The organism is Paenibacillus alvei DSM 29 (genome assembly GCF_000293805.1).
GTDB classification, from domain to species: domain Bacteria; phylum Bacillota; class Bacilli; order Paenibacillales; family Paenibacillaceae; genus Paenibacillus_B; species Paenibacillus_B alvei.
The window spans coordinates 1,140,151-1,162,191 of the sequence record NZ_AMBZ01000001.1; the positions used below are offsets into that span (position 1 = coordinate 1,140,151).

The window sequence follows — 22,041 nt, forward strand, 5'->3', positions numbered from 1 at the left end:
ATCTATTTTAATCTTTTTGAAAGGATGCAATTCCCCCGTTATCATTTCGAATACTGAACTTCCCTTTAATGTCTAAAAAACCAGTAGTCCATAGTGATTTCGTTTCATTTTTCTTAAAGTAGTTTGCAGTGCTTTGTGGGAATGTTTCAATACCAACTGAATCCACATAATTTTTATCTGCGATTCTGTAAAAAGTAATCAGAAGTGTCTTTAATCCCTGACTATAGGTCAGAACACTCGGTTTATCGATAAGAGATGTAAAATCGAGTTCCGCATAAGCTATGAATTGTCCTTTTTGATAATTTTCAATTTTGGGATAGAACAGAGAAGAATAAACACCTTTTAAATTACCTGCTCTAGCATCAACAACAATATAATGTTTAACTTTAAGTCTCGCTGATTTGTTCGACAGAGTTATTGGAGTGTTAACTATATCTGCAAAACTACCTTGATTGTATTTGTAACCTGCAAGGGTAATCACATTCGTACCTGTCGTTCCGACTTCTCTCAGCTCATTAAGATCACGATAGGCATCCGCACTTTTCCCCTCTACGTCCATATAACGCAATAGAATCGCAGCTACTTCAGCTCGTGTGGTCGTGTTTTGGAGTTTTATGGTTCCGTCCTCGAAGCCGCCAGCAATACCGGTGCCGCGAACAAGTGCAATGTAAGGAATCTTTTCAGCGCTAATTTCCCCACGAATTGCCTCTGGTGCGGGGATTAAAGTATTCTGGGTATCTTCGAAGGCCTGTTTAAACGTTTCGTTGGAAGCAATAAGACCGTTTGCAATCCACTTTATCATTTCATACCGAGTCAGTTGGCTGTTTGGCTTAAATCCATTCGGATAGTCACCAGGTTTAATAAAACCCTGAGCTGTCAACTGCGTGACTGCTGCTTCTGCCCAATGCCCCTTCATGTCTGTAAATGGATTTTCTCCAGCAGATGCAGTAAGCTTTGTAGCTCGGCTGAGAATAGAAGCGAATTCACTTCTAGTAATTTGACCGTTTGGTTTAAATGTTCCGTCTTCGTAGCCTGTTATCAGTTTCAACTCTAGTGCCCTAGCGATAACATTTTCTGCCCAATGACCCTTCACATCCTTGAACGTAGAGACAGCCTTCAAATTGACTTTAACGGTATCCACACCTGCTTCAGCCTTAACCGGCGCAGCGGTATAACCTGCCAAGAATGTGGCTGCCGCCAATGTCGAGAGTATAACCTTTTTCATAAGTATCTTCTCCTATACTGAAATTTGGCTTGATTATGTGGATGAGCCACTTCATCTCTTATCTCTCTTGTATAAATCTCTAAGGTGCGAAAATTATGGAACATATCATATATATCGGAAAAATGTAAGATTTCAACACAAAATTCGTAATTTTATTCCAATTCTATCCTCCTCCTTTATTCGAAGTCAATCAGAAGTAGATCTATACCTCCCCCCACACCTTTGCACAAAGGCCACCTCTTCTGACTTTTGCTAACTCATCTGCCTTCACTAGCAGCAGTTCACTTGCAGAGCACACCACAAAACAAAAAAGCACGCTAATTGCCGATTGGCAAAAAGCGTGCTTCGCTCTTTAAGACCCATAAGGTCATACTATTTTTACGGATTGTAATAACAATATTAGATTGTTTTACCTATCCCTGTCAATCCATTTTGAATATTTATTGTGAGATTCCCTAACCATGCACCTAAGCATAGGGCAGAAAATCTGGGATTTTAGTGATTTGGCATCTAGCTAATAGAGTTATCAGCGGATCAGCCAAATATAAGATATAGTTCCCTTGCGCTTACTGGGCCTGCTTCAGCAAGGTACGCAGGGACTTGCTTACAATTCGCGCTGTTGCCTTCGTATTAGATTCTGCGCTCCAACGATCGCACAGCTCTTGAACCCACTCTGGGTTCGTCTTGCTCGCATCATTCAGCCAATTGCCGACCGAATCCTGTACGTACTTAGCCGAATCTGACTTGAGCGGTTCAAGCAACGGCAGCGCCAGCCATGGGCTTTGCTTCAATGCTTCAATATGCTTCGTCCATACCCCTCTCGGTCTTGTCGCTTCTGTTGCGAAGCGGCGTACATTTGCATCGTCATCGGTTGCCCAAGCAATCAAAATCGCTATCGCTTCAGATAAATTCGAGTCAATATGAGAGCGCACTGCCATCCATGCAATTTCCCTAACGCCAAAATGCGGATCCGCCGCGAAACGACGAATGCGGGACAACGCCTCTTCCACGGATAACTGTGCATCACCGCTTGCCATGTAGGCAGCCCAGCATCTAACAGAATCCGAGCGATGATTGGCTACTCTATGAAATTGTTCAGTTTCTACTACAGGAGTATTCTCATTTTCGCAATAATCGCACAAGCGCTGTCCTATCAAACGTATCGCCTTCATGCCGCGTCTGCTGTCCGTTTCTTTTATTTCCATAAGCAGCTTAGGAAGATGGCCTTCTAAGTCGATTTCCGGCAGCACATGTTCAAGCAGCATAACGTGATCCACAGCCAGCCATTCTGTTAAATTTACACTTTCAATCGCTCCAGTGCAAAGGAGCTGCTGAACTTCACTCGGAATATTCGCCTCTTTCGATGCACCTTTTCGCTGAATTATCGTTTCCGAAATAGAACGATCCAAATCCATTTCCTCCTTCAAATAGACAGATAGACAGTTAAAGATGAATACGATGCCATAACTCCGTAATCTATTCAACAGTTACTACATAATTGCTCCTATATGTATTCCCCAGACTTATTGCCTTCTAATCAAAATAAAAAGACGACTGCCCCTTACAAAAGGAAACAGTCGTCTGACACAGAGAAGCTCATCTGCTGCGAATATTATTATTTGCTAAGTGTATCTGTCAGTATCGGAACGATTTGTTTCTTACGGGAAACAACGCCCTTCAGCAAAGCTGTGTTATTTTCCAACGAAACATTGTACGCTTTTTCAACCGCCTCTGATTTGGAACCAAGCGCAAGCGCTACGGAATCACTGTTCAAGATATCGGTTACAACGAATACGAACAGGTCGAGCCCTTTTGTTGCAATGATATCGGACAAAGCTGCTTCCAATTCAGCTTGGCGGGACAATACGTCGTTCACATCAACCGCATTGACTTGCGCAATTTCAACCTTGGAGCTGCCCATGGAGAACTCCTTCGCATCAAGGGAGATCAGCTCTGCAATTGTTTTCTTGCTCAAGTCCGCGCCTGCTTTCAGCATGTCCAAGCCATACTTCTCTGCATCCACGCCTGCAATTTCAGCCAATTCGCGAGCAGCGGCTACGTCTTGATCCGTGCAAGTCGGGGACTTGAACAGTAAGGAGTCGGAAATAATTGCAGACAACATCAAACCAGCAATGTTCTTGCTGATTGTTTTGCCGTTTTCTTTGTACATCTTGTTCAAGATTGTCGCTGTGCATCCAACAGGCTCAGCACGGTAGTACAAAGGACCGCTTGTTTCAAAATTCGCAATGCGGTGGTGGTCGATAACCTCAAGCACTTCCACTTGCTCGATATCATTTGCGCTTTGCTGGCGCTCATTGTGGTCAACGAGGATAACGCCTTTTGCTTCATTTGCTACTGTTTCTACCAAACGTGGCGCTTCTGCTTGGAATGTATCCAATGCAAATTGTGTTTCTCCGTTCACGCTGCCAAGACGGACGGGTTCAACGTTAAAGCCCAATTGTGTTTTCAAGTCTGCATATGCAATTGCGGAGCAAATCGTATCTGTGTCTGGATTTTTATGTCCGAAAATAAGTACCTTTTCCATTTCGCTAACTCCCTTTATACACGATATTTGTAGTGAGAAAAGTATAACGTAGATCATCTTGTTCAATCAAGATTATACCGCAAATGTTGGTAAAATCCCATTCCATTAGTAGGAATATCATTGCGAAATAAATGGGGTTTGGCGCAGATATGCTGCGTCTTTTATTTGATCCACTAGAAATTGAGCAATGCGATGATTTGAGATTCTCATCCCCGGCATATCATAAGGACTAACCTTCACCGGCTTATTGACATCACCTTCGTGCACGAATGGCAGCCGTACAAGCGTCCAATCCAACTCATATGCACGTAAAATGTCCAGCTCCCGCTGCTTATCCCGAATCATATCGCCGTAGAATAGACGGAACAAGCGTGCACCGATTCGATTCATCCACGATTTGCGGTCTCCTTCGATATCAAGCGATCCCCCTGTAACCCCAATATATCTACGAATACCTAATTCATTCATTATCTCTACCACTTGCTTGGTCACTTCACTATAAATCGGCTTGTCTCGCATCGGCTGTCCAAATGCATTAATAACCCCATCCGTTCCCTCTAAAAGAGAACGAATGGCAGCTTTATCTGATGCATTTCCTTCTACTATAATCGCGTTCGCTGATTTCAATTGGACTCGCTCCGGACGGCGTGCCAAAATACGTACTGAAAATCCATGTTCAATTGCGGTTGCAGCTACATGCCTTCCTACTGTCCCTGTTCCTCCAATAATCGCAAGCGTTTGCCTAGACAATATTCTTCTCTCCTGTTCTGGTAGCTTCATAGAAACATTCATTCTATAGTACGGTTTTATGGTTAAAAGGAAGCACTTTCCTGCAACCCTTTACAATACCTTATCAACCGCTTGATGTTGGTTTAACTTTGTTTGTTTATGATTAGAGACGTAAACGGAAGGAAACCAAAATGAAAACTAATTGAAAAAGGAGTCATGAACTCATGCGAACTCATCGTTTCATGAAATGGACAGCAACGGTACTTGCTTCCGCATTTTTACTTACGGGCTGCTCATCTGGACAAGCTGCGAATGAAGTAATCGACGCTTCCAAGTTGACCTCGGATCAAATTGTGGAGAAGGCAAAACAAGAGGGGCAAGTCAACTCGGTGGGCATGCCTGACACTTGGGCGAACTGGGTGCAAACGTGGAACGATTTAGGAAGGAAATATAGCTTGAAACATATCGATACGGATATGTCCAGTGCTGAAGAGTTGGCGAAGTTCGAGTCAGAGAAGGAGGACGCAACCGCTGATATTGGCGATGTCGGCATCGCGTTCGGACCGCTTGCGAAGCAAAAGGGACTCACGCTGCCCTATAAAACGTCCTACTGGAACGACATTCCGGACTGGGCCAAGGATGATGAAGGTCATTGGCTGCTCGGCTACACGGGAACATTGTCCATCATCACAGATAAGAACAAAGTAAAAAATCCGCCGAAATCTTGGGCTGACATAAAAAATGGAACATTCAAGGTCGCTGTTGGGGATGTCATGAAGGCGAACCAGGCACAATTCGCAGTTCTCGCTGCTGCATACGCATTCGGCGGTGATGAAACGAACATTCAACCAGGCATCGACTTCTTCGCTGAGCTGGCGAAGCAAGGCCGCCTCGCTTCCAATGATGCAGGACTTGCCAACCTGGAAAAAGGGGAAGTTGAAGTCGGATTCCTGTGGGACTTCAACGCCTTAGGCTACCGTGACAAAATTGACAAGAATCGCTTCGAGGTTGTCATTCCACAAGAAGCCTCTGCAACGAGCGGCTATGCGACCGTCATTAACAAGTATTCGAAACACCCGCATGCAGCAATGCTGGCGCGTGAATACATCTTGTCTGACGAAGGACAATCCAATCTGGCTCGCGGCTATGCTCGTCCAATCCGCTCCAATGCGAAACTCGCAGACGATGCGAAAGCAATGCTTCTTCCAGATGAAATGTACAACAACGCTAAGCCTGTAAAAGATCTGAAGGCATGGGAAGAGACAACGAAGAAGCTGCCGCAGTTATGGCAAGAGCAGGTGCTCATCCATGTCAAATAACAGCATGAACAACGTGCAGCATGACAACAAGCTCATCTTCATCATGCTGGATGGCTTACGCTATGATACAGCTCTCACGCAAATGGGATACATGCAACACTTGGTGGAATACGGCAAGGCGGCGCGCTATAAAGTGCGCTCCGAGCTGCCGAGCCTGTCCCGCCCGCTGTACGAGGTTCTGATGACCGGCACTCCGGTATGGCGCCACGGCATTGCTACGAATCAAACCGTGCGATTATCGCACGAACGCAGCTTGTTCCATTTAACCCGGGAAAATGGACTGACAAATGCGACCGCCTCTTATTATTGGGTAAGCGAGCTGTACAACTCTGCTCCGTTCCATCTGGCAGCGGATCGCATACAATTGAATACCGACAAGCCGATTCAGCACGGAATCTTCTATTTTGAGGATTACTATCCAGACTCGCATCTGTTCGCGGACGCGAACTTTTTGCTCACGCAGTACGCTCCAGACTTCTTGTACGTCCATTCGATGAACATTGACGATGACGGGCATAAGTTCACAGGAGATTCTGCTCAATACCGCACTCGCGCACTGGCGGCAGATATTATTCTGGCGTCTGTGCTGCCAGCTTGGACGGGCGCAGGCTATCAGATCATCGTCACTGCTGACCATGGCATGAACAATGATGGGAATCATGGCGGCACAACAGATGCAGAGCGGCATGTTCCACTGTTCGTCATTAGCGGCAAGATTACACCTGGCATTTATGAACAGGAAATACCTCAATTGCAACTGGCGCCGCTCGCCTGCCGCTTGCTCGGCATCGCTCCATCTGAAGCGATGCAGCCGCTGTCTATGCTGGAGTTCAGGCCGGCGTCTCCATAAGGAGGCGCCTTTCTGGAATGGAAAAAAACATACCTTGAGAGACGCGGTCGCTCACCAAGAGTTACCTCGATAGGAGTTTTTTATCACGGTGTGACTTAGGAAATAACGTTACAGGAAAGGAGCACGTACATGAAACGGATTAACAGCATGCTGTACATCACGATTATCCCGTTATTCATCTTTGTGGCGCTGTTCATGTTCGTCCCACTCTTTACTATGATTTCTGGAAGCTTTCAGGAAGACGGCGGCGGGGCATTTACGTTTAATCAATACAAGGAACTATTCACGAATCCGTATTACTGGAAGGCATTTGAGAACAGTATTCTCATTTCCCTGCTGTCCAGCTTCATCGGCATCATTGCGGCTATATTTGCCGCATACGCCCTTACTCGCTTTCCGCAGCGCGTGCAGGAACGACTGCTCGTCATTACGAACTTAACATCGAACTTCGCAGGCATCCCGCTTGCCTTCGCCTTCATCGTGCTTCTTGGCAACAGTGGTCTGTTCACGATGCTGTTCCGCCAGTTCGGCATTGATATGACGGCTACGTTCAACCTGTATTCATGGTCTGGATTGACGATTATTTATGTGTATTTCCAGCTTCCGCTGGCCATTATGCTGCTCTACCCGTTGTACCATGCCATTCAAGACAACTGGAAGGAAGCTGCTTCACTGCTGGGCGCTTCGCCGTTTCAATTTTGGAAACGCATTGGTCTGCCAGTACTTCTGCCAGGGATCGCAGGCACATTTAGTATCTTGTTCGCGAATGCGATGGGTGCATATGCATCTGCCTATGCCCTGACAGGCAGCAACTACAACCTTGTGCCTGTTCGTATCGGCGCTCTCGTGTCGGGAGATATTTTCGCCCGTCCAGAGCTAGGGAGCGCTTTGGGCGTGCTGCTAGGCTTGACGCTGCTAGCCGCCATGCTCGTCAATGAATGGCTGACGCGCAAAGTTCGGAGGGATTTGCCATGAAACGACTGACTCGCTCTTTGCCAACCCTCGCCTTTTCCGCAGTATTGCTCTATCTGTTCATTCCGGTCATTGCCACCATGCTGTATTCGCTCGCGACGACATGGAATCAAACGATTTTGCCGGAAGGGTTAACGCTGAAATGGTTCGGCGAACTGTTCCAGGATACCCGCTTTATGGAGGCGTTCGGACGATCCCTGATGCTAAGCAGTGCAGCTACCTTGACAGCGGTTATCGTCATCGTGCCGGCTACGTTCGCCATTTCCTTATATGCACCGAAGTTGGAGCGTTGGGTGCAGACGCTTGTCATGCTCACCTATGCGGTTCCCGGTGTCATTATGGCCGTCGGCTTGATTCGCGCTTACTCGGACAAAGGCTTCTCCATGATCATCATCGTCTTCGGAGCCTATGTCGTCGGCATGCTGCCGTTCATGTACCAAGGAACACGCAACAGCCTGCGCGCTGTTCAGGCCGAATCGTTGATGGAAGCAGCAGAGCTGCTGGGAGCAAGTCGAATGACGGCATTTCTGCGCGTCATCGTGCCGAACATTATGCCAGGCATTCTCGTATCCGCGCTCCTCTCCTTCTCCATTCTGTTTGGAGAGTTCGTCCTCATTAACATATTGGTCGGCGGACGTTTTGAGACGATGCAGCTCTATTTATATGCTCAGCTCAACAAGAGCGGACATATTGCAAGCGCCATTACTGTTACCTATTTCATTCTGATGGCCATATTGAGCGCATGGATCGTAAAGCTGACCGGGCGGACATCCAAGCCATTCGCAGAGCCAGTTGAAGATACCTTCAATAATCCCGTTCCGACTACCCCAGCTATGATAAGCAAGGAGGCTTCCTAAAATGAGCTATGTACAGATGAACCAAGTTGCCAAGACATTCAATAAACAAAAGGTGCTGAACAGCATCAACCTGCATATTCAAAAAGGTGAATTGGTTACCCTGCTTGGCCCTAGCGGCTGCGGTAAAAGTACACTGCTGCGCATCCTGTCCGGACTAGCCCCATTGGATAGCGGAACAATTCATATCGACGGCAAGGATGTCACCGCTGTCGAGCCAAAGGATCGGGAAATCGGCATGGTGTTCCAGTCTTACGCTCTGTTCCCGAATATGACGGTATCTGATAATATCGCATTCGGCTTAACGATGAAGAAAATGCCGCTTGATGAAATCCGCCGTTCAGTTGGCGAAATGCTTGAACTGACCGGACTGCAAGGCAAAGAGAAGTCTTTCCCGCGCGAGCTCTCTGGCGGACAACAGCAGCGTGTCGCACTTGCCCGCTCACTCGTTACCAAGCCTAAGTTACTTCTGCTGGATGAACCGCTTAGTGCCTTGGACGCCCAAATTCGCAAAAACCTGCAGCAACAGCTTCGTTCCATTCAGCGCGAGCTGAATATGACGACTGTGCTCGTTACGCATGACCAAGAAGAAGCGATGGCGGTAAGCGATCATATTTACATCATGAATGCAGGAAATATTGCGCAGCACGGTTCTCCGCAAGAGATCTATACGCAACCGAGCAGCGAGTTCGTAGCACGCTTTATCGGCAGCTACAACGTATGGAGTGCCAAAACGCTGGGACAGATTGCACCGGAGTACAGCCTTTCAGGCAGCAAGCTGTATGCGATTCGACCTGAGACGTTCTCCGGGCAGCCGCTCGTTGGCGGGTTGGCCGTAACGGGAATCGTGCGCAACGTGACGATGCTTGGCAATATTATGCGCATGGAATTATGCGTGCATGGAGAGCATGTCGTCATCGATCAAATTCATCGGAATTCCGATTGGATCAGCGCAGGTGCGACAACGACGGTGTATCTGCATCCGAAGGACGTGATTCCGCTTCATGACGCTACTGCCTGAAGAACGTAGACAGCATATTTTGCAGCAGCTACAGCGGCATGGCAAAATACAGGTTGCTTCCTTGGCCAGCAGCTTGGAGGTCACGCCAGAAACAATACGACGAGATCTTGACGAGCTCGAAACGAAGCAAATGCTCAAACGAGTATACGGCGGGGCCATTGCCTTTTCCCATATGCAGATAGAGCCTCGATTCGGTAAAAAGAGCAGTATGGAGCAAGCGGCGAAAAGAGCTATCGGGGAAGCTGCCGCCGCACTCATTCAAGACGGAGATACGATTGTCATTGATGTAGGCACGACGATGATCGAGCTTGTGCGGGCAATTCGAGGAGTCGTCGGCGTCACCGTCGTGACGAACTCCATACCTGCCGCGGAGCTGCTTATGGAGCGACAGGAAGCCAAGTTATTTGAAGGCAAGGTCATCATGCTTGGGGGTGTCGCTCATCCCGAGCAGAAGTCGATTGCCGGAGCTATGACCTGCGAGTTGTTGACACGATTTCATTTTGATAAAGCATTCATCTCTTGCGCAGGCATTACCCCTGCGGGAATTAGCGATTATGACATGGAAGAGTCGTTTTGCTCGACCCTAATGATTCAACAATCCAAGTATGTATACGTGCTTGGCGACCATACGAAACTGGGAGTCAATCAGTTATGCCGAATTTGCGACTTGAACCAAGCAACGGCTGTCATTTGCGATCACCCCATGCCGAACAATTGGAGACGCGATAACGTGAATATTGAATGGATAGCAGCAGCACCCCTCTCTTCCTCCATAACTAGCAGTTAACGGGAACTTGCACCATTCACACAGCCCATCATTTGACAAAATATAAAATGGAAGATACAGTAACTAGTAGATGAATTTAATATGAAATCCACTAGGGGAGCCGCAATCGGCGGCTGAGACAAGAATTTTTGGACCCTTTGAACCTGATCCGGGTAATACCGGCGGAGGGAAGTGGAGACGGCCGGTTCATAGCTTTTTTATGCTGACATGATGAAGCCGCTCCATTTCGGGGCGGCTTTTTTTGCTGCCGCGAAGTGCTCCCTGTCCAGATTTCAGTTTGCATTCATCCACTATCCAATCATGCGGAGGTGCTGTTCATGCTTACATTTACGGAGGAACTGAGAAACGAAGCGGAGCCGATATACCGGGCAATCATGGAGCATCCGTTCGTTCGGGGAATTGCTGAGGGTACGGTTAAGAAAGAGCAGTTGATCCACTACGTCAAGCAGGATTTTGAATATTTGAACGCCTTTATTCGTATTTATGGCATTGCGATTTCCAAATGCGACAACCGTGATACTATGGCTCTTTTCAACGAGCAAATTTCGTTTGTGCTGAAAAGCGAGACACACCCCCATCGTAATTTTTGCGACGTAGCAGGCGTGACGTTCGAAGAACTCCAAGGCTACCCGCTTGCTCCATCCGCAAGCCATTATGTGTCCCATATGCTGACCGTCGCTCACGAGGGCACATTGGAAGATATTATAGCAGCTTTGCTGCCGTGCCCTTGGACATATGTGGAGATTGGACAACACTTGCTAAAAGAAGTAAATCCGGATGAGACACATCCGTTCTATGAGTGGATTCATTTCTATGGAGACCTCGGCGGCGGGATTACGGACAAAATGCGCCGCATGCTGGATGAATGGGTAATGCCGCTTTCACCAGCACGCAAGCAGCAGCTGAAAAAGCATTTTCTGACCAGTTGCCAACTGGAATATATGTTCTGGGACATGGCTTATAAAGAAGAGGACTGGCCGGTACGCTTGGCGGAGAAGGCAGAGGTGAAGTAAGGATGAACGGCATGCAGCTCCTCCCCCTGCGCATTAAGGAACGACGCCCCCTCATCCATAATATTACGAATATTGTCGTCGCCAACTTTACCGCCAACGGTTTGCTTGCCATTGGCGCCTCCCCTGTGATGGCTTCGGCCAAGGAAGAGGTCGCGGACATGGCTAAGGCAGCAGACGCGCTCGTGCTGAACCTTGGTACACTCCATGCAGATATGATAGAAGCTATGCTTATCGCAGGTCGATCGGCGAATGTGCACGGCATTCCGGTTCTTCTCGATCCGGTAGGTGCAGGCGCAACGCCTTATCGGACGAAGGCAGCGCTGAACATGTTAAAAGAATTGCGCGTCTCGATCGTGCGCGGCAACGCCGCGGAAATTGCCCAGCTAATGGGTGAAGCCGGCGCAATCAAGGGCGTTGATTGCGTAGAGTCCCAAGCATCCCCTCGCACCCCGGAAGCGTTGTTCGATCTTGCTGCGCGGGCAGCCGAGCGGTTTGGCACAATCGTTGCCATTTCGGGAAAAGAGGACGTCATTACGGACGGTACAACGGGCTACATCATTGCGGGCGGTCATCCGATGTTAACGAGCATAACGGGAAGCGGGTGTCTGTTGACATCTGTAATCGGGGCATTTGCCGCGATAGAATCTGATTTATTGCTGGCAGGAGCCTCAGCGATGTCTTACTATGGGTGCGCAGCCGCAAGAGCCTATCGAACGGCTGGCCACCGAGGGCCCGGCAGCTTCCAGACCGCATTTCTTGATGCATTGTCTGAAATCGGCCAGTTCGATACGGCAACCTCGACTATCACCCCTCGCCAAGCTGCTGCAAGAAGGAAGGTATGGCTATGACGGTTGCACGAGCATTGACGATTGCCGGCTCTGATAGCGGAGGAGGCGCAGGCATTCAAGCCGACATCAAGACATTCCAAGAGCTGAAGGTATTCGGCATGTCAGCGATTACGGCCGTGACGGTACAGAACACGCTCGGCGTTCATGGTGTGTACCCGCTGCCTCCTGAAGCCGTTGCCGAACAAATGAACGCCGTCGAAGAAGATATCGGTGTTGATGCTGTCAAAACAGGCATGCTGTTCAGCGCAGACATCATTGAGACCGTGGCGAATCGTCTTGAAGCATTCGGCTGGAACAACGTTGTCGTCGACCCGGTCATGATTGCCAAGGGAGGCGCGCAGTTGCTCGAGAAAGAGGCCATTGAGGCCATGAAGAGCCGCCTGCTGCCGCTCGCGCTGATTGTCACCCCGAACATCCCGGAGGCAGAAGCGCTTGCGGGAATGAAGATTGTGTCCCTGCAAGATCGGTGCGAGGCCGCAACGAAAATTGCCGATTGGGGCGCCAAAATGGTCGTCATCAAGGGCGGCCATGACATGACTACCGAGCTTGCCGTTGACCTGTTCTTTGACGGGACTTGCTTTACAATGCTGGAAGACCGGAGAATCACGACCAAGCATACTCATGGCACGGGATGCACCTATTCGGCAGCTATTGCGGCAGAGCTCGCGAAAGGCGCTGCTCCCAACGAAGCGGTTCGTACTGCGCGTCATTATATTCAGGCAGCAATAGAGGAGACGCTTAGTCTTGGCGGCGGCAACGGCCCGACAAACCACTGGGCATATCGGCAGCGGCAGAAGGATGGGGTGGTCAGATGACAAGTATAGAAAGCCGTATTGACGAAGGCCGCATGCGTTCCTATTTGCGGCTGTACCTCGTGCTCGGCAGCTCCAATTGCAAGACAGACCCGGCATCGGTTGTCGAGGAAGCCATACGCGGAGGAGCAACGATGATCCAGTTCCGGGAAAAAGGCTCTAAGGCGGCGAGGCTTGCAGCAAAGGAAGATCTTGCAAGACGTATCCAGGCGATATGCAGAAGGCACGGCGTCCCCTTCATCGTCAACGATGATGTGGAACTGGCACTTGCCTTGAATGCGGACGGAGTTCATATCGGTCAGGACGACGAGCCTGCGGCCCAAGTCAGGGAACGTATCGGCGACAAAATCCTCGGTGTATCCGTTCATTCTACAGCCGAGGCTCGGCTGGCAGAAGAACTGGGCGCCGATTATCTTGGCGTAGGGCCGATTTATCCGACTGCTTCCAAAGAAGATGCACAGCAGCCGCAGGGCACTGAAATCATTCAGCGGCTAACAAAGCTAACATCCATGCCGATCGTAGCCATTGGCGGCATAACGGCAGACCGTGCGCCACATGTAATACAAGCAGGTGCAGATGGGGTCGCGGTCATCTCTGCCATTACCCATGCGGAAAATATATATCAAGCCGCCAAAATATTAGCTTCTAGGGCAACTGGCTGACTCGATTACGAGAAAGTTTGCCGAACCATTTTTAATCTCCAGTAAGTCCATGAAACGAATCGATATTGAACCGATTTTTTAGTATTTTCTACGAATAAAAGCAAAAGAATCCGCTGGTAGGCGGATTCTTTTTGCTTTTTGACTTTACTGCCTTTAAATCCCGTCCCTTCTACATTGCATGCTCAAGCTTCAGTAACTCATCCGTGCGCACACATTTCAATCCACGTTGATTCGTCTCGGATAACACTTCTCGCAGCACCGTGATCATTTGCTTGGGTGCCTCCCTGTCAGCGCCAAATGTATCGCCGCTATCATGCAGCACAATGACCGCACCTGGCTCGATGCGTTCGGAAAGCAGCTTGCGCAAGTTGCGTTTCCCTGTATCCAGCTTCCAATCCCGCGCAATAATCGACCATAGCACAACTCGATAAGATTTGCGCAGCAGGAACAAATCTCCGATATTCAATATCCCCCACGGCGGGCGATAGAAGGTTGGGCGCTCGCCTGTAATGCGTTCGATAATATCCGCAGAACGCTCCACATGCTCACGCCGAATGTTTCGTGGACTCATAATCCAGTTTGGCATATGCGTATAATTGTGAATGCCTATCTGATGGCCTTCCTCGTGCATGCGTTTTACGAGCTCCGGATACTTTTCCGCCTTGCTGCCCAGAACGAAAAAGGTTGCTTTCACGCCCCGTTCGCGCAGCAAGTCCAACAGCTCTGGCGTATAGTCCGGATCAGGACCATCATCGAACGTAAATGCAATATGTCGACGTGCCCGCTTCCGTCTCGCCTTGCGGAATACGCCCCAGCCGCATATTCGAGTCAGCAAAAAAGGAAGCCCCATATATATGATGATTACTAATAATAGAACCCCAGCTATGATATTATCCATGTTACACCTTCCCCCCACTCGCATATCGATTCACAAGAGCTCCCCTTGTCATCATAAGCATCTTCGGCACAAGCTTGGAACGCTGCTGCTTCAGCCGCTTGGCGCCATCCGGGTTGAGCATGCGCAGCAGCAAGCGCAGATATATGGTGGATACTTGATTCATCCACTTCGTTTCCAATGGATGCAGCTCGAAGCCTAACCCATGAATAATGCCGCGATGAAGCAGAGTGATCCCCGTCAGCGCCCTCACCTTCGCTAATTCGGGTTTCGTGTCAACCGCATGGCCGATATGCTTCAGCGCATCGCGCAGCCTGCGCGCCGTAACAAGTGCTGCACGATCCGCACCTACCGTACGTGACAGCTCCAGCACCTCCCGATTATCAAGATGGATCTCACAGACATAATCCCCTTTATGAATACAGGTTCCATCCTCACAGCGAATAGAGGAGCCCCGATGTGTTCGAACGACAATTTTGCATATTCCGTACTGAGACTGATATACGCTCCGCAGAGGAGTAATCATTTCGAATACAGCCTCCCATGTCATCCACAGCGATTGCAGCATCTTGTTGCCCAAGGCGGATATCATGCACAATCAAATCCTTCCTATAAGAAAATTCATTTCTTTGTCTTGATTACATCGTACATGGCAGAATTCTCTTTTTCTTACCCCATTCTTACAAGTTCCTTAAATAGACAACACGAGCAAAGAATAATACCTGCCAATTTTTCTCATTAGACAACAAAAAACAGTGCAGCACTTCAATTTCTGTGCCACACTGCTTTTTCTTCCGTATTCATTAGCTGGACGGATACTCTTTGGATCATCCGATTTATTCTTACATGTAATAGACTCCTAAACCATGCAGCTATCTGACGACCGTTCGGCCGGCTCGGACGCCAGCTCTAATACGTGATAGTCGTTCACATTGCGCACTTGGAAGCCGCAAGACGTATATAACCCAAGCGCCCTATCATTCTCGACTGCAACCTCTAATTCGATCATAGCGGACGGCTGATGCTCCCGAATATGCCGAATCATGCTCTCCAGCACCCAACGGCCGTATCCTTTGCCTCGATGCTCAGACAGAATACTGAAGCCGAACAGAAATGCATTGCCTTCCTCCTGCATCACATGAATTTTTCCGATTGGCAGCCCTTCCCCGTTGTCCTGCTGAATCTCGATAACATGAATGCGATCAACAGAAGAGCTCAACGTACCTTCTACGTACCCTCTTGCTTCTTCTTCCTTCAAATCAAAGCCATCCATGTTCACCTTAATCAGCATATCTACGTCATCCGCTTCCGCCGATCGTAAACGAAGTGGCGCTGAGCAGGCAGCGAAATCGCTGTTAAGCTCCTTCCCACCGTCAAGCTTCATCCAGTATTCGGCGAAGCTGTACTTCGACCCAATGCTCTCCAAAAATCCCTTCCCAGATTGGGCAGAACGAGCACAGATAAAAATAAGCTTCTCCACTCGGCGTTTCCTGCACTCCTGCTTCGCTTCCTTGACAAGCTGACTGAATATGCCTTGACGCCGGTACTTGGGATGTACCATCCCGCTAATCTCCACTTCCGACGGACTGAACTGAAATATCCCAAGGAATCCGACGATCTCGCCATTAGCCGTATACACATAGTCATTAGCAAGATTATCCGTACGTGCAGTAAGCATATCCCAATTCAGCTTCAAAAAAATTTGATCATGCTCATTGCATATGCCTTCCAAACGGCGCAGTCCCTTAAGCTGTTCATCATTCATTTGGGTATAGGTTCGCAAGCCTGTGAAGTTCATCTCTACTCATCTCCTTCGCGTTCAAAATGCGAATTCATGAGATTTTATTCTACACCTTGGCTATTATTTCCTTTTCAATCCACTCAGCAATTTGTTGAATTGGCTGCATTCCTAGATCGCCCTCGCCCCGCTTACGGACGGACACGCTTCTGCTAGCCTGCTCTTGCTCTCCTACAATTAGCATGTAAGGAACTTTGCTTTTCTGCGCTTCGCGTATTTTGAATCCTAAACGCTCATTGCGCGCATCCACTTGCACACGAATGCCCGACTGTTCCAGCGACTCCTTCACTTGATATGCATAATCGGCGAAAAGATCCGACACAGGCAGTACCGCCACCTGAACGGGCGCAAGCCATGTCGGGAATGCTCCTGCATAATGCTCTGTCAATATGCCAATGAACCGATCAATCGAGCCATACACCGCGCGGTGAATAACAACAGGCCGATGCTTCAGGCTATCCTCTCCAATATAGGACAGGTCGAATTTCTCCGGCATTTGGAAGTCGAGCTGAATCGTACCGCATTGCCAGCTCCGCTTGAGTGCGTCCAAAATATGAAAGTCGATTTTCGGCCCATAGAAGGCACCGTCCCCTTCATTGATCCGGTATGCGACACCGCGCTTATCCAATACGGTTTGCAGTGCGCGCTCCGCTTCGTTCCATAATTCCTCGGAGCCCATTGAATCCTCTGGCCGCGTGGACAATTCAATTTTGTATTCGAAGCCAAATACGTTATAAATATGATCAATCAGCGCCATAACCTTGCCGATCTCTTCTTCGATCTGATCCGGGCGGACAAAAAGATGCGCATCATCCTGACAGAACGTGCGGACGCGAAGCATGCCATTTAAAGCGCCGGACATTACATGACGATGCACTTGACCGAACTCGCCAAGTCGAATCGGAAGCTCGCGATACGAGTGCATTTCATTTTTATAAATCAGCATATGTCCCGGGCAGTTCATTGGCTTCAGAGCGAATGTTGTATCGTCAACCTTAGTGAAGTACATATTGTCCTTGTAATGATCCCAATGCCCGGACTGCTCCCACAAGCGGTTGTTCATCATAAGCGGCGTGCGAACTTCGTCATAGCCGCGTCTTCGCTGAAGCCCGCGCGCGAAATCTTCCAGCTCTGTGCGAATGATCATGCCGTTCGGCAAGTAGAATGGCATGCCCGGCGCCTCTTCAGAGAACATGAACAGTCCGAGCTCCGTTCCAAGCTTGCGGTGGTCGCGCTTCTTGGCCTCTTTGAGCATATGCAAATAGTCATCCAGTTGATCCTTCTTTGCAAAAGCTGTGCCGTATACGCGCTGCAGCATTTTGTTGTTCGAATCCCCCCGCCAATATGCGCCAGACACCTTCATCAGCTTGAATGCCTTAATGCGCCCAGTCGATGGAACATGGGGTCCGCGGCACAGGTCAAGGAATTCCCCCTGCTTGTAAATTCGAATGACCGCATCCTCCGGCAGGTCGTGAATCAGTTCCAGCTTCAACGGCTCCTTCAATTCTGTAAACAGGCGAATGGCTTCTTCTCGGCTGACTACCTCGCGCTGAATCGGCAGGTTTTCCTGAATGATGCGGGACATCTCTTGTTCAATGGCCGCAAGGTCTTCGGTCGACAATGGCTTTTCAATATCAATATCGTAATAAAAGCCATCCTCAATGACCGGTCCAATCCCGAGCTTAACTGCATCCGTTCCATATATGCGTTTCATGGCTTGCGCCAAAATATGTGCCGTGCTGTGTCGAATGATGGCAAGACCATCCTTGCTGTCTGCTGTGACGATCTCAATGAGGCTGTCATGCTCGATCGCAGTGTCAACATCCATGAGCGTACCGTCGATTTTTCCGGCAAGTGCTTGCTTCTTCAAGCTTGTGCTAATCGATGCTGCAACTTCTTCGATGGTCGTGCCTTGCAAATACCTCCTGTTCGATTCGTCTGGAAATGTTACCTTGATCTCCATGCTTCAGCCTCCCTTTCCTCATAGTCGTTATTGAATGGAGAACGCCGCCCTGAGAGAACGCAAAAAAACGCATCTCTCCCCGTAAGGGACGAGTGCGTTCTGTCTCGTGGTTCCACCCTAATTCAATCCTGCATTGTGTGTTGGAACGGGCCAAGCCGCCATTCCCTGCAATTGCAAGATCCTTCATTGGTCATCCGATAACGAGGATGGGACGGTGCTGCTTACTATCAAGTCGCCGCTTGCAACTGCTTGGATCGCAATTGCGGCCTCTTGAGTTCAACACCACGGCTGCAAAGGGGTAATTTCACAACCGTAGCTGAAGAAGCTTGCACCAATCGCTTCTCTCTCTGGACAGCTCGTGCAGGAAATCATGTCTTTGGTCATCGCCTGATGAATATGGAGATAATGTTACCCACATTTCGCAAGAAAAGTCAAGATAAATTTTTAAAAGATAAATTTCCTCGCTCTTCCAAAGGAACCCCATTGATCTGCATATAGGGCTGTGCTAGCATAACGTCGCAGGTAAATTGTCCATATTTTACAAAGAGGAAGCATTCCGGCTTCATGAACTACGTACAGAAGGGAATACATGCCTTAAAAAGGCATTCTGCTTGGACTAAGGCAGACCATGATCTTGGCTTGAAAGTACCCATCCCTTTTTGTTATATTCGCTTGACAATTCGTACGAGAAGCATTAATTTATTGATTAATAAATAACTAATTCAAGTAAGGTGTTGAACCGACATGTCGCCAAAAGAAGCCTCTCCCTCTCGCAAGGATCAAATTATTGACGCCGCTGTCGCATCCTTTGCCGAGCACGGTTTTTACAAAACTACAACCGCTAATGTCGCCAAGGCGGCTGGTGTGACGCAGCCCTATGTGTTTCACTTTTTCAAATCCAAGGAAGAATTATTCATTGCTGTTCTCGAACGCGCTAAGGGGAAAATTGAAGAGGCCTTTTCCAGTGTGGATGCCCCCCCTGAACAGTTAGTGGAGACGATGGGACGCGCCTTCGGCAAACTTATCGAGACGCATCGCGACGAGATGCTTGTGACAATGCAGGCATTTACGACATCAGAGCCAGCGGTGCGAGATGCGGTGCGCGACCATTTCACCTTGATTCATCAGACCGTCATTCGACGCTTTGAACAAGCTGGAATTCCGAATGCCAAGTTCGCTGCCAGCATGTTCATCGGCTCCGGTCTAATTATTACGATGTCAGAGGTGCTAGAAGCGCCTAATTTATCACCGTGGCCAAAACAATAAACGGTATAAGAACCTGCTTCACTGCGCCTCTGCGAGGTCGCACTTTTTTTGCGTTATATTTATTGACTGATAAATAAATAAATAAAGGTATGAGGTGTATGTATTCATGAACAAGATGTCTGTAAAATCAGCTTATTTTCACCTATTGAAGTCGCCGACAATCATAATCGGCATGATAACTGCGCTTATTTTTCAAATGTTGTTCAGCCTAATCTGGCTGACGGGATATGACCATTTGACGGACAATGTGAATCGGCTCGCCATAGCGGTTGTGAATGAGGATCAAGCGATCGGCACGCAAGCCGTGCAAGCGATGATAGAAAAGCTGCCTTTTCATATGACGGAGGAAGCCAGTCTGGAACAAGCGATGACACATCTTAACGAACGCAAGCTGCAAATGGTCGTGCACATCCCAGAAAACTTCTCTAAGCAGTTGATGGATCCAGCTCAGAAGGCAGTCGTCACCTACTCTGTGAATGAATCCAATCCAAGCATGGTGAAAAGTGTGATGCAATCGGTCGCAAGTCAACTTACTGCCTCGCTCAATGAACAAGCGGTTCGTACGGGTATGACTAATGTACTGGAGCAGGCACAAATTCCACATATACAAGCGAGTAGTCTCTCAGAGTCAATGGCTGCGCGCATCGTAGCCGATATGAACAGCCTTCACCCCATCTCTAATTTTTCATGGTCGATGGTACCTATGATGATGCTGCTTGCTTCTTTTGTCGGCTGTATGCTGCTCGCCATGGAAATGAATAAGGCCGCCAAAACAATCAAGCAGACATGCGGCCGCTGGACTTTGCTAACGGCCCGCTCATTGCTTACTATTACAGCCTCTATTGTGATCACAACTGTTGGCACAGGCATGGTTACACTTATGGGCGTTCATTCTGAACAAGGTATTGCCTTGATGTGGCTGTTCCAGCTCGTCTATGTCATTACATTTTTATATGTCGTGCAGCTTTCATTTTATATCTTTAGTGATGCAGGCGCATGGGTCAATATTGCCCTGTTGTCGATTCAATTGATTACATCTGGAGCCATGCTGCCGCGCGAGCTGCTGCCGACCTTCTATCGGACGATAAGTGATTACTCTCCTGCCACCTATGCGGTCAATGGGATTATGAATTTGGTGAACGGCGGTCCAGCCATAACGAATTCAATCTATTCGCTCTTGCTCATCTTGGCAATTGTTATCTTACTGACAGTCGCTATAGTGGGAGGCATACAGTTACTGAAGCGCAAGCCGAAAGAGCATACTCAATTGGCGTCGTAGCCCGTACGTAAACTCGTCATGATTGTAGAGAGCGTGTAATAAAATCCAACGAAGCGCCGTCCTCCGCATTATGCGAATAGATGGCGCTTCACTCGTTAATCGCTATACCATTTGCTCCAGCTTTACGATAGCCCCGTATACGTCTGCCGCGGTTACGCCTTCTTGCCTCATCAGGTGAATGGATTCCTGTGGAGCAGCAGCTTGCCGTGCAATGCTCTCCAGCGTTGCCCGATCTTCACCGGACAAACCTAAATCACGAAGATGATACGGCAAACCTAAATCCTTGTAAAATTGGAGAAGCTGCTTCACTTCCTCTACATTGTCCTCCAATACTAACTGAACGAGGATGCCATACGCGACCTTATCGCCATGCAGCAAATGATGCGTAGCTGGCGCAGCGGTCAGGCCATTATGGATCGAGTGGGCCCCCGCAATTCGGCCAAGATGATCGCCGAAACCGCCAACCAGGCCGCCCGTCATAATGATTGTCTCCGCTACCTCTACGAAAGCATCGGATAGCTGCTTCTGTTCCGCGTCGAAAATGCTCTGACGTCCATGTTCCAGAAGAGCAGTATGGCATAGACGAGCAGTAAGATGTGCTACCTGTACTGCGGCTGAGCGGTGCTGCAAATTGCGAATGAGCACATCCGCCTCATACCATTTTGCTAATGTATCGGCTATCCCTGCGCGCAGATAATCAACAGGTGCATGCAAAGCAATGCGTGGTTCAAGCAGCACCATAAGCGTGCTTTTCGGAAATACGGAATAGTGGGTGAATTGTCCTACTTCGTTATAGAACACGCTAAGTGGCGTCCATGCTGCGCAATTCGAAGCGAGCGTCGGTACAAGAATCGTATCCAGCCCCGACGTATTGCCCGCCGCTTTAACCAAGTCCATCACCTTGCCGCCGCCGAGACCAAGAATGGCATCCGCTCGTTCTGCCAATGCATAGCAAGCAATGCGATGTGCTTCCTGCAATGTGCATTCCCCTTGATAACGCAGATATAACAACGTTATGTTCGATTCTTGTGGCCAATACGGCTGTGCTGCTTCCAAGGAGCGATCGCCATGAACGACGATTACTCGCTTGTATTGAAATGGTGCCAATAACGCGTCCAGCTTGCCCAATATACCTGGCTCACAATGATACACGACTGGTGTGCCTCTAACGACGATAGATTGCCCTTCCTTTTCCTTCGGCAT

General features: G+C 48.7%; 21 protein-coding genes and 1 riboswitch. Of the genes, 12 read left to right on the top strand and 9 right to left on the bottom strand.

Annotated features, from left to right (window positions below; translation table 11 throughout):
- Positions 1 to 7: 7 nt before the first annotated feature.
- The 4 genes from PAV_RS05355 to PAV_RS05370 all read right to left on the bottom strand — a co-directional run bounded on the left by PAV_RS05355 (position 8) and on the right by PAV_RS05370 (position 4,520).
- Positions 8 to 1,225: an S-layer homology domain-containing protein gene (locus PAV_RS05355; protein WP_005544130.1), complete on the bottom strand. Its 1,218-nt coding sequence runs from the start codon at positions 1,223 to 1,225 to the stop codon at positions 8 to 10.
- 566 nt (positions 1,226 to 1,791) lie between these two features.
- Entirely contained in the window at positions 1,792 to 2,634 is an 843-nt protein-coding gene (locus PAV_RS05360; protein ID WP_005544131.1) for a DNA alkylation repair protein, read from the bottom strand.
- A gap of 206 nt (positions 2,635 to 2,840) precedes the next feature.
- Positions 2,841 to 3,770 (bottom strand): manganese-dependent inorganic pyrophosphatase, encoded by a 930-nt coding sequence (locus tag PAV_RS05365; protein WP_005544133.1) that lies wholly within the window; start codon positions 3,768 to 3,770, stop codon positions 2,841 to 2,843.
- A gap of 117 nt (positions 3,771 to 3,887) precedes the next feature.
- Positions 3,888 to 4,520: an NAD(P)-dependent oxidoreductase gene (locus PAV_RS05370; protein ID WP_005544134.1), complete on the bottom strand. Its 633-nt coding sequence runs from the start codon at positions 4,518 to 4,520 to the stop codon at positions 3,888 to 3,890.
- A 203-nt stretch (positions 4,521 to 4,723) separates the two neighbouring features.
- Between PAV_RS05370 and PAV_RS05375 the strand changes: the two genes are divergently transcribed.
- The 10 genes from PAV_RS05375 (at position 4,724) to thiE (ending at position 13,637) form a co-directional block, all read left to right on the top strand.
- Positions 4,724 to 5,818 (top strand): ABC transporter substrate-binding protein, encoded by a 1,095-nt coding sequence (locus tag PAV_RS05375; RefSeq protein WP_005544136.1) that lies wholly within the window; start codon positions 4,724 to 4,726, stop codon positions 5,816 to 5,818.
- Positions 5,808 to 6,668, top strand: coding sequence for an alkaline phosphatase family protein (locus PAV_RS05380; RefSeq protein ID WP_005544138.1), 861 nt, complete (start codon positions 5,808 to 5,810; stop codon positions 6,666 to 6,668). The genes PAV_RS05375 and PAV_RS05380 overlap by 11 nt, the downstream gene beginning before the upstream one ends.
- Before the next feature lie 129 nt (positions 6,669 to 6,797).
- Complete coding sequence (locus tag PAV_RS05385; protein ID WP_005544140.1) at positions 6,798 to 7,643, top strand: ABC transporter permease; 846 nt, start codon at positions 6,798 to 6,800, stop codon at positions 7,641 to 7,643.
- Positions 7,640 to 8,497: an ABC transporter permease gene (locus PAV_RS05390; RefSeq protein ID WP_005544142.1), complete on the top strand. Its 858-nt coding sequence runs from the start codon at positions 7,640 to 7,642 to the stop codon at positions 8,495 to 8,497. Before PAV_RS05385 ends, PAV_RS05390 begins: the two co-directional genes overlap by 4 nt.
- 1 nt (position 8,498) lies before the next feature.
- Entirely contained in the window at positions 8,499 to 9,515 is a 1,017-nt protein-coding gene (locus tag PAV_RS05395) for an ABC transporter ATP-binding protein (protein WP_005544143.1), read from the top strand.
- Positions 9,499 to 10,302, top strand: a complete 804-nt coding sequence (locus PAV_RS05400; RefSeq protein WP_005544144.1) for a DeoR/GlpR family DNA-binding transcription regulator — start codon at positions 9,499 to 9,501, stop codon at positions 10,300 to 10,302. The genes PAV_RS05395 and PAV_RS05400 overlap by 17 nt, the downstream gene beginning before the upstream one ends.
- Before the next feature lie 83 nt (positions 10,303 to 10,385).
- Positions 10,386 to 10,489: riboswitch (TPP riboswitch) on the top strand.
- Between the two features lie 130 nt (positions 10,490 to 10,619).
- Entirely contained in the window at positions 10,620 to 11,315 is a 696-nt protein-coding gene (gene tenA / locus PAV_RS05405; RefSeq protein WP_005544146.1) for a thiaminase II, read from the top strand.
- Between the two features lie 2 nt (positions 11,316 to 11,317).
- Entirely contained in the window at positions 11,318 to 12,163 is an 846-nt protein-coding gene (thiM, locus tag PAV_RS05410; protein ID WP_005544148.1) for a hydroxyethylthiazole kinase, read from the top strand.
- Positions 12,154 to 12,978 carry a bifunctional hydroxymethylpyrimidine kinase/phosphomethylpyrimidine kinase gene (gene thiD, locus PAV_RS05415; protein WP_005544150.1) on the top strand — a complete coding sequence of 275 codons (825 nt, stop codon included), beginning with the start codon at positions 12,154 to 12,156 and terminating at the stop codon, positions 12,976 to 12,978. Before thiM ends, thiD begins: the two co-directional genes overlap by 10 nt.
- Entirely contained in the window at positions 12,975 to 13,637 is a 663-nt protein-coding gene (thiE, locus tag PAV_RS05420) for a thiamine phosphate synthase (protein ID WP_005544152.1), read from the top strand. Before thiD ends, thiE begins: the two co-directional genes overlap by 4 nt.
- 169 nt (positions 13,638 to 13,806) lie before the next feature.
- On the opposite strand, the gene PAV_RS05425 is transcribed toward thiE, so the two are convergent.
- The 4 genes from PAV_RS05425 to thrS form a co-directional block, all read right to left on the bottom strand.
- The gene (locus tag PAV_RS05425; protein WP_005544154.1) at positions 13,807 to 14,535 is read right to left on the bottom strand and encodes a polysaccharide deacetylase family protein; all 729 of its coding nucleotides are present in this window, start codon (positions 14,533 to 14,535) and stop codon (positions 13,807 to 13,809) included.
- Position 14,536: 1 nt separating this feature from the next.
- Positions 14,537 to 15,124 carry a YkoP family protein gene (locus PAV_RS05430; RefSeq protein ID WP_005544156.1) on the bottom strand — a complete coding sequence of 196 codons (588 nt, stop codon included), beginning with the start codon at positions 15,122 to 15,124 and terminating at the stop codon, positions 14,537 to 14,539.
- Between the two features lie 267 nt (positions 15,125 to 15,391).
- Positions 15,392 to 16,330 (bottom strand): GNAT family N-acetyltransferase, encoded by a 939-nt coding sequence (locus PAV_RS05435; protein ID WP_005544157.1) that lies wholly within the window; start codon positions 16,328 to 16,330, stop codon positions 15,392 to 15,394.
- A gap of 49 nt (positions 16,331 to 16,379) precedes the next feature.
- Complete coding sequence (gene thrS, locus PAV_RS05440) at positions 16,380 to 18,293, bottom strand: threonine--tRNA ligase (protein ID WP_005544158.1); 1,914 nt, start codon at positions 18,291 to 18,293, stop codon at positions 16,380 to 16,382.
- A 744-nt stretch (positions 18,294 to 19,037) separates the two neighbouring features.
- On the opposite strand from thrS, the gene PAV_RS05445 reads away from it, so the two are divergent.
- Both PAV_RS05445 and PAV_RS05450 read left to right on the top strand, forming a co-directional pair.
- Positions 19,038 to 19,559: a TetR/AcrR family transcriptional regulator gene (locus PAV_RS05445; protein ID WP_005544160.1), complete on the top strand. Its 522-nt coding sequence runs from the start codon at positions 19,038 to 19,040 to the stop codon at positions 19,557 to 19,559.
- Positions 19,560 to 19,665: 106 nt separating this feature from the next.
- A complete protein-coding gene (locus PAV_RS05450; protein ID WP_005544162.1) occupies positions 19,666 to 20,838 on the top strand; it encodes a YhgE/Pip domain-containing protein in 1,173 nt (390 codons plus the stop codon).
- A gap of 102 nt (positions 20,839 to 20,940) precedes the next feature.
- Here PAV_RS05450 and PAV_RS05455 read toward each other — a convergent pair whose 3' ends face one another.
- Positions 20,941 to 22,041, bottom strand: a complete 1,101-nt coding sequence (locus PAV_RS05455; RefSeq protein ID WP_005544164.1) for an iron-containing alcohol dehydrogenase family protein — start codon at positions 22,039 to 22,041, stop codon at positions 20,941 to 20,943.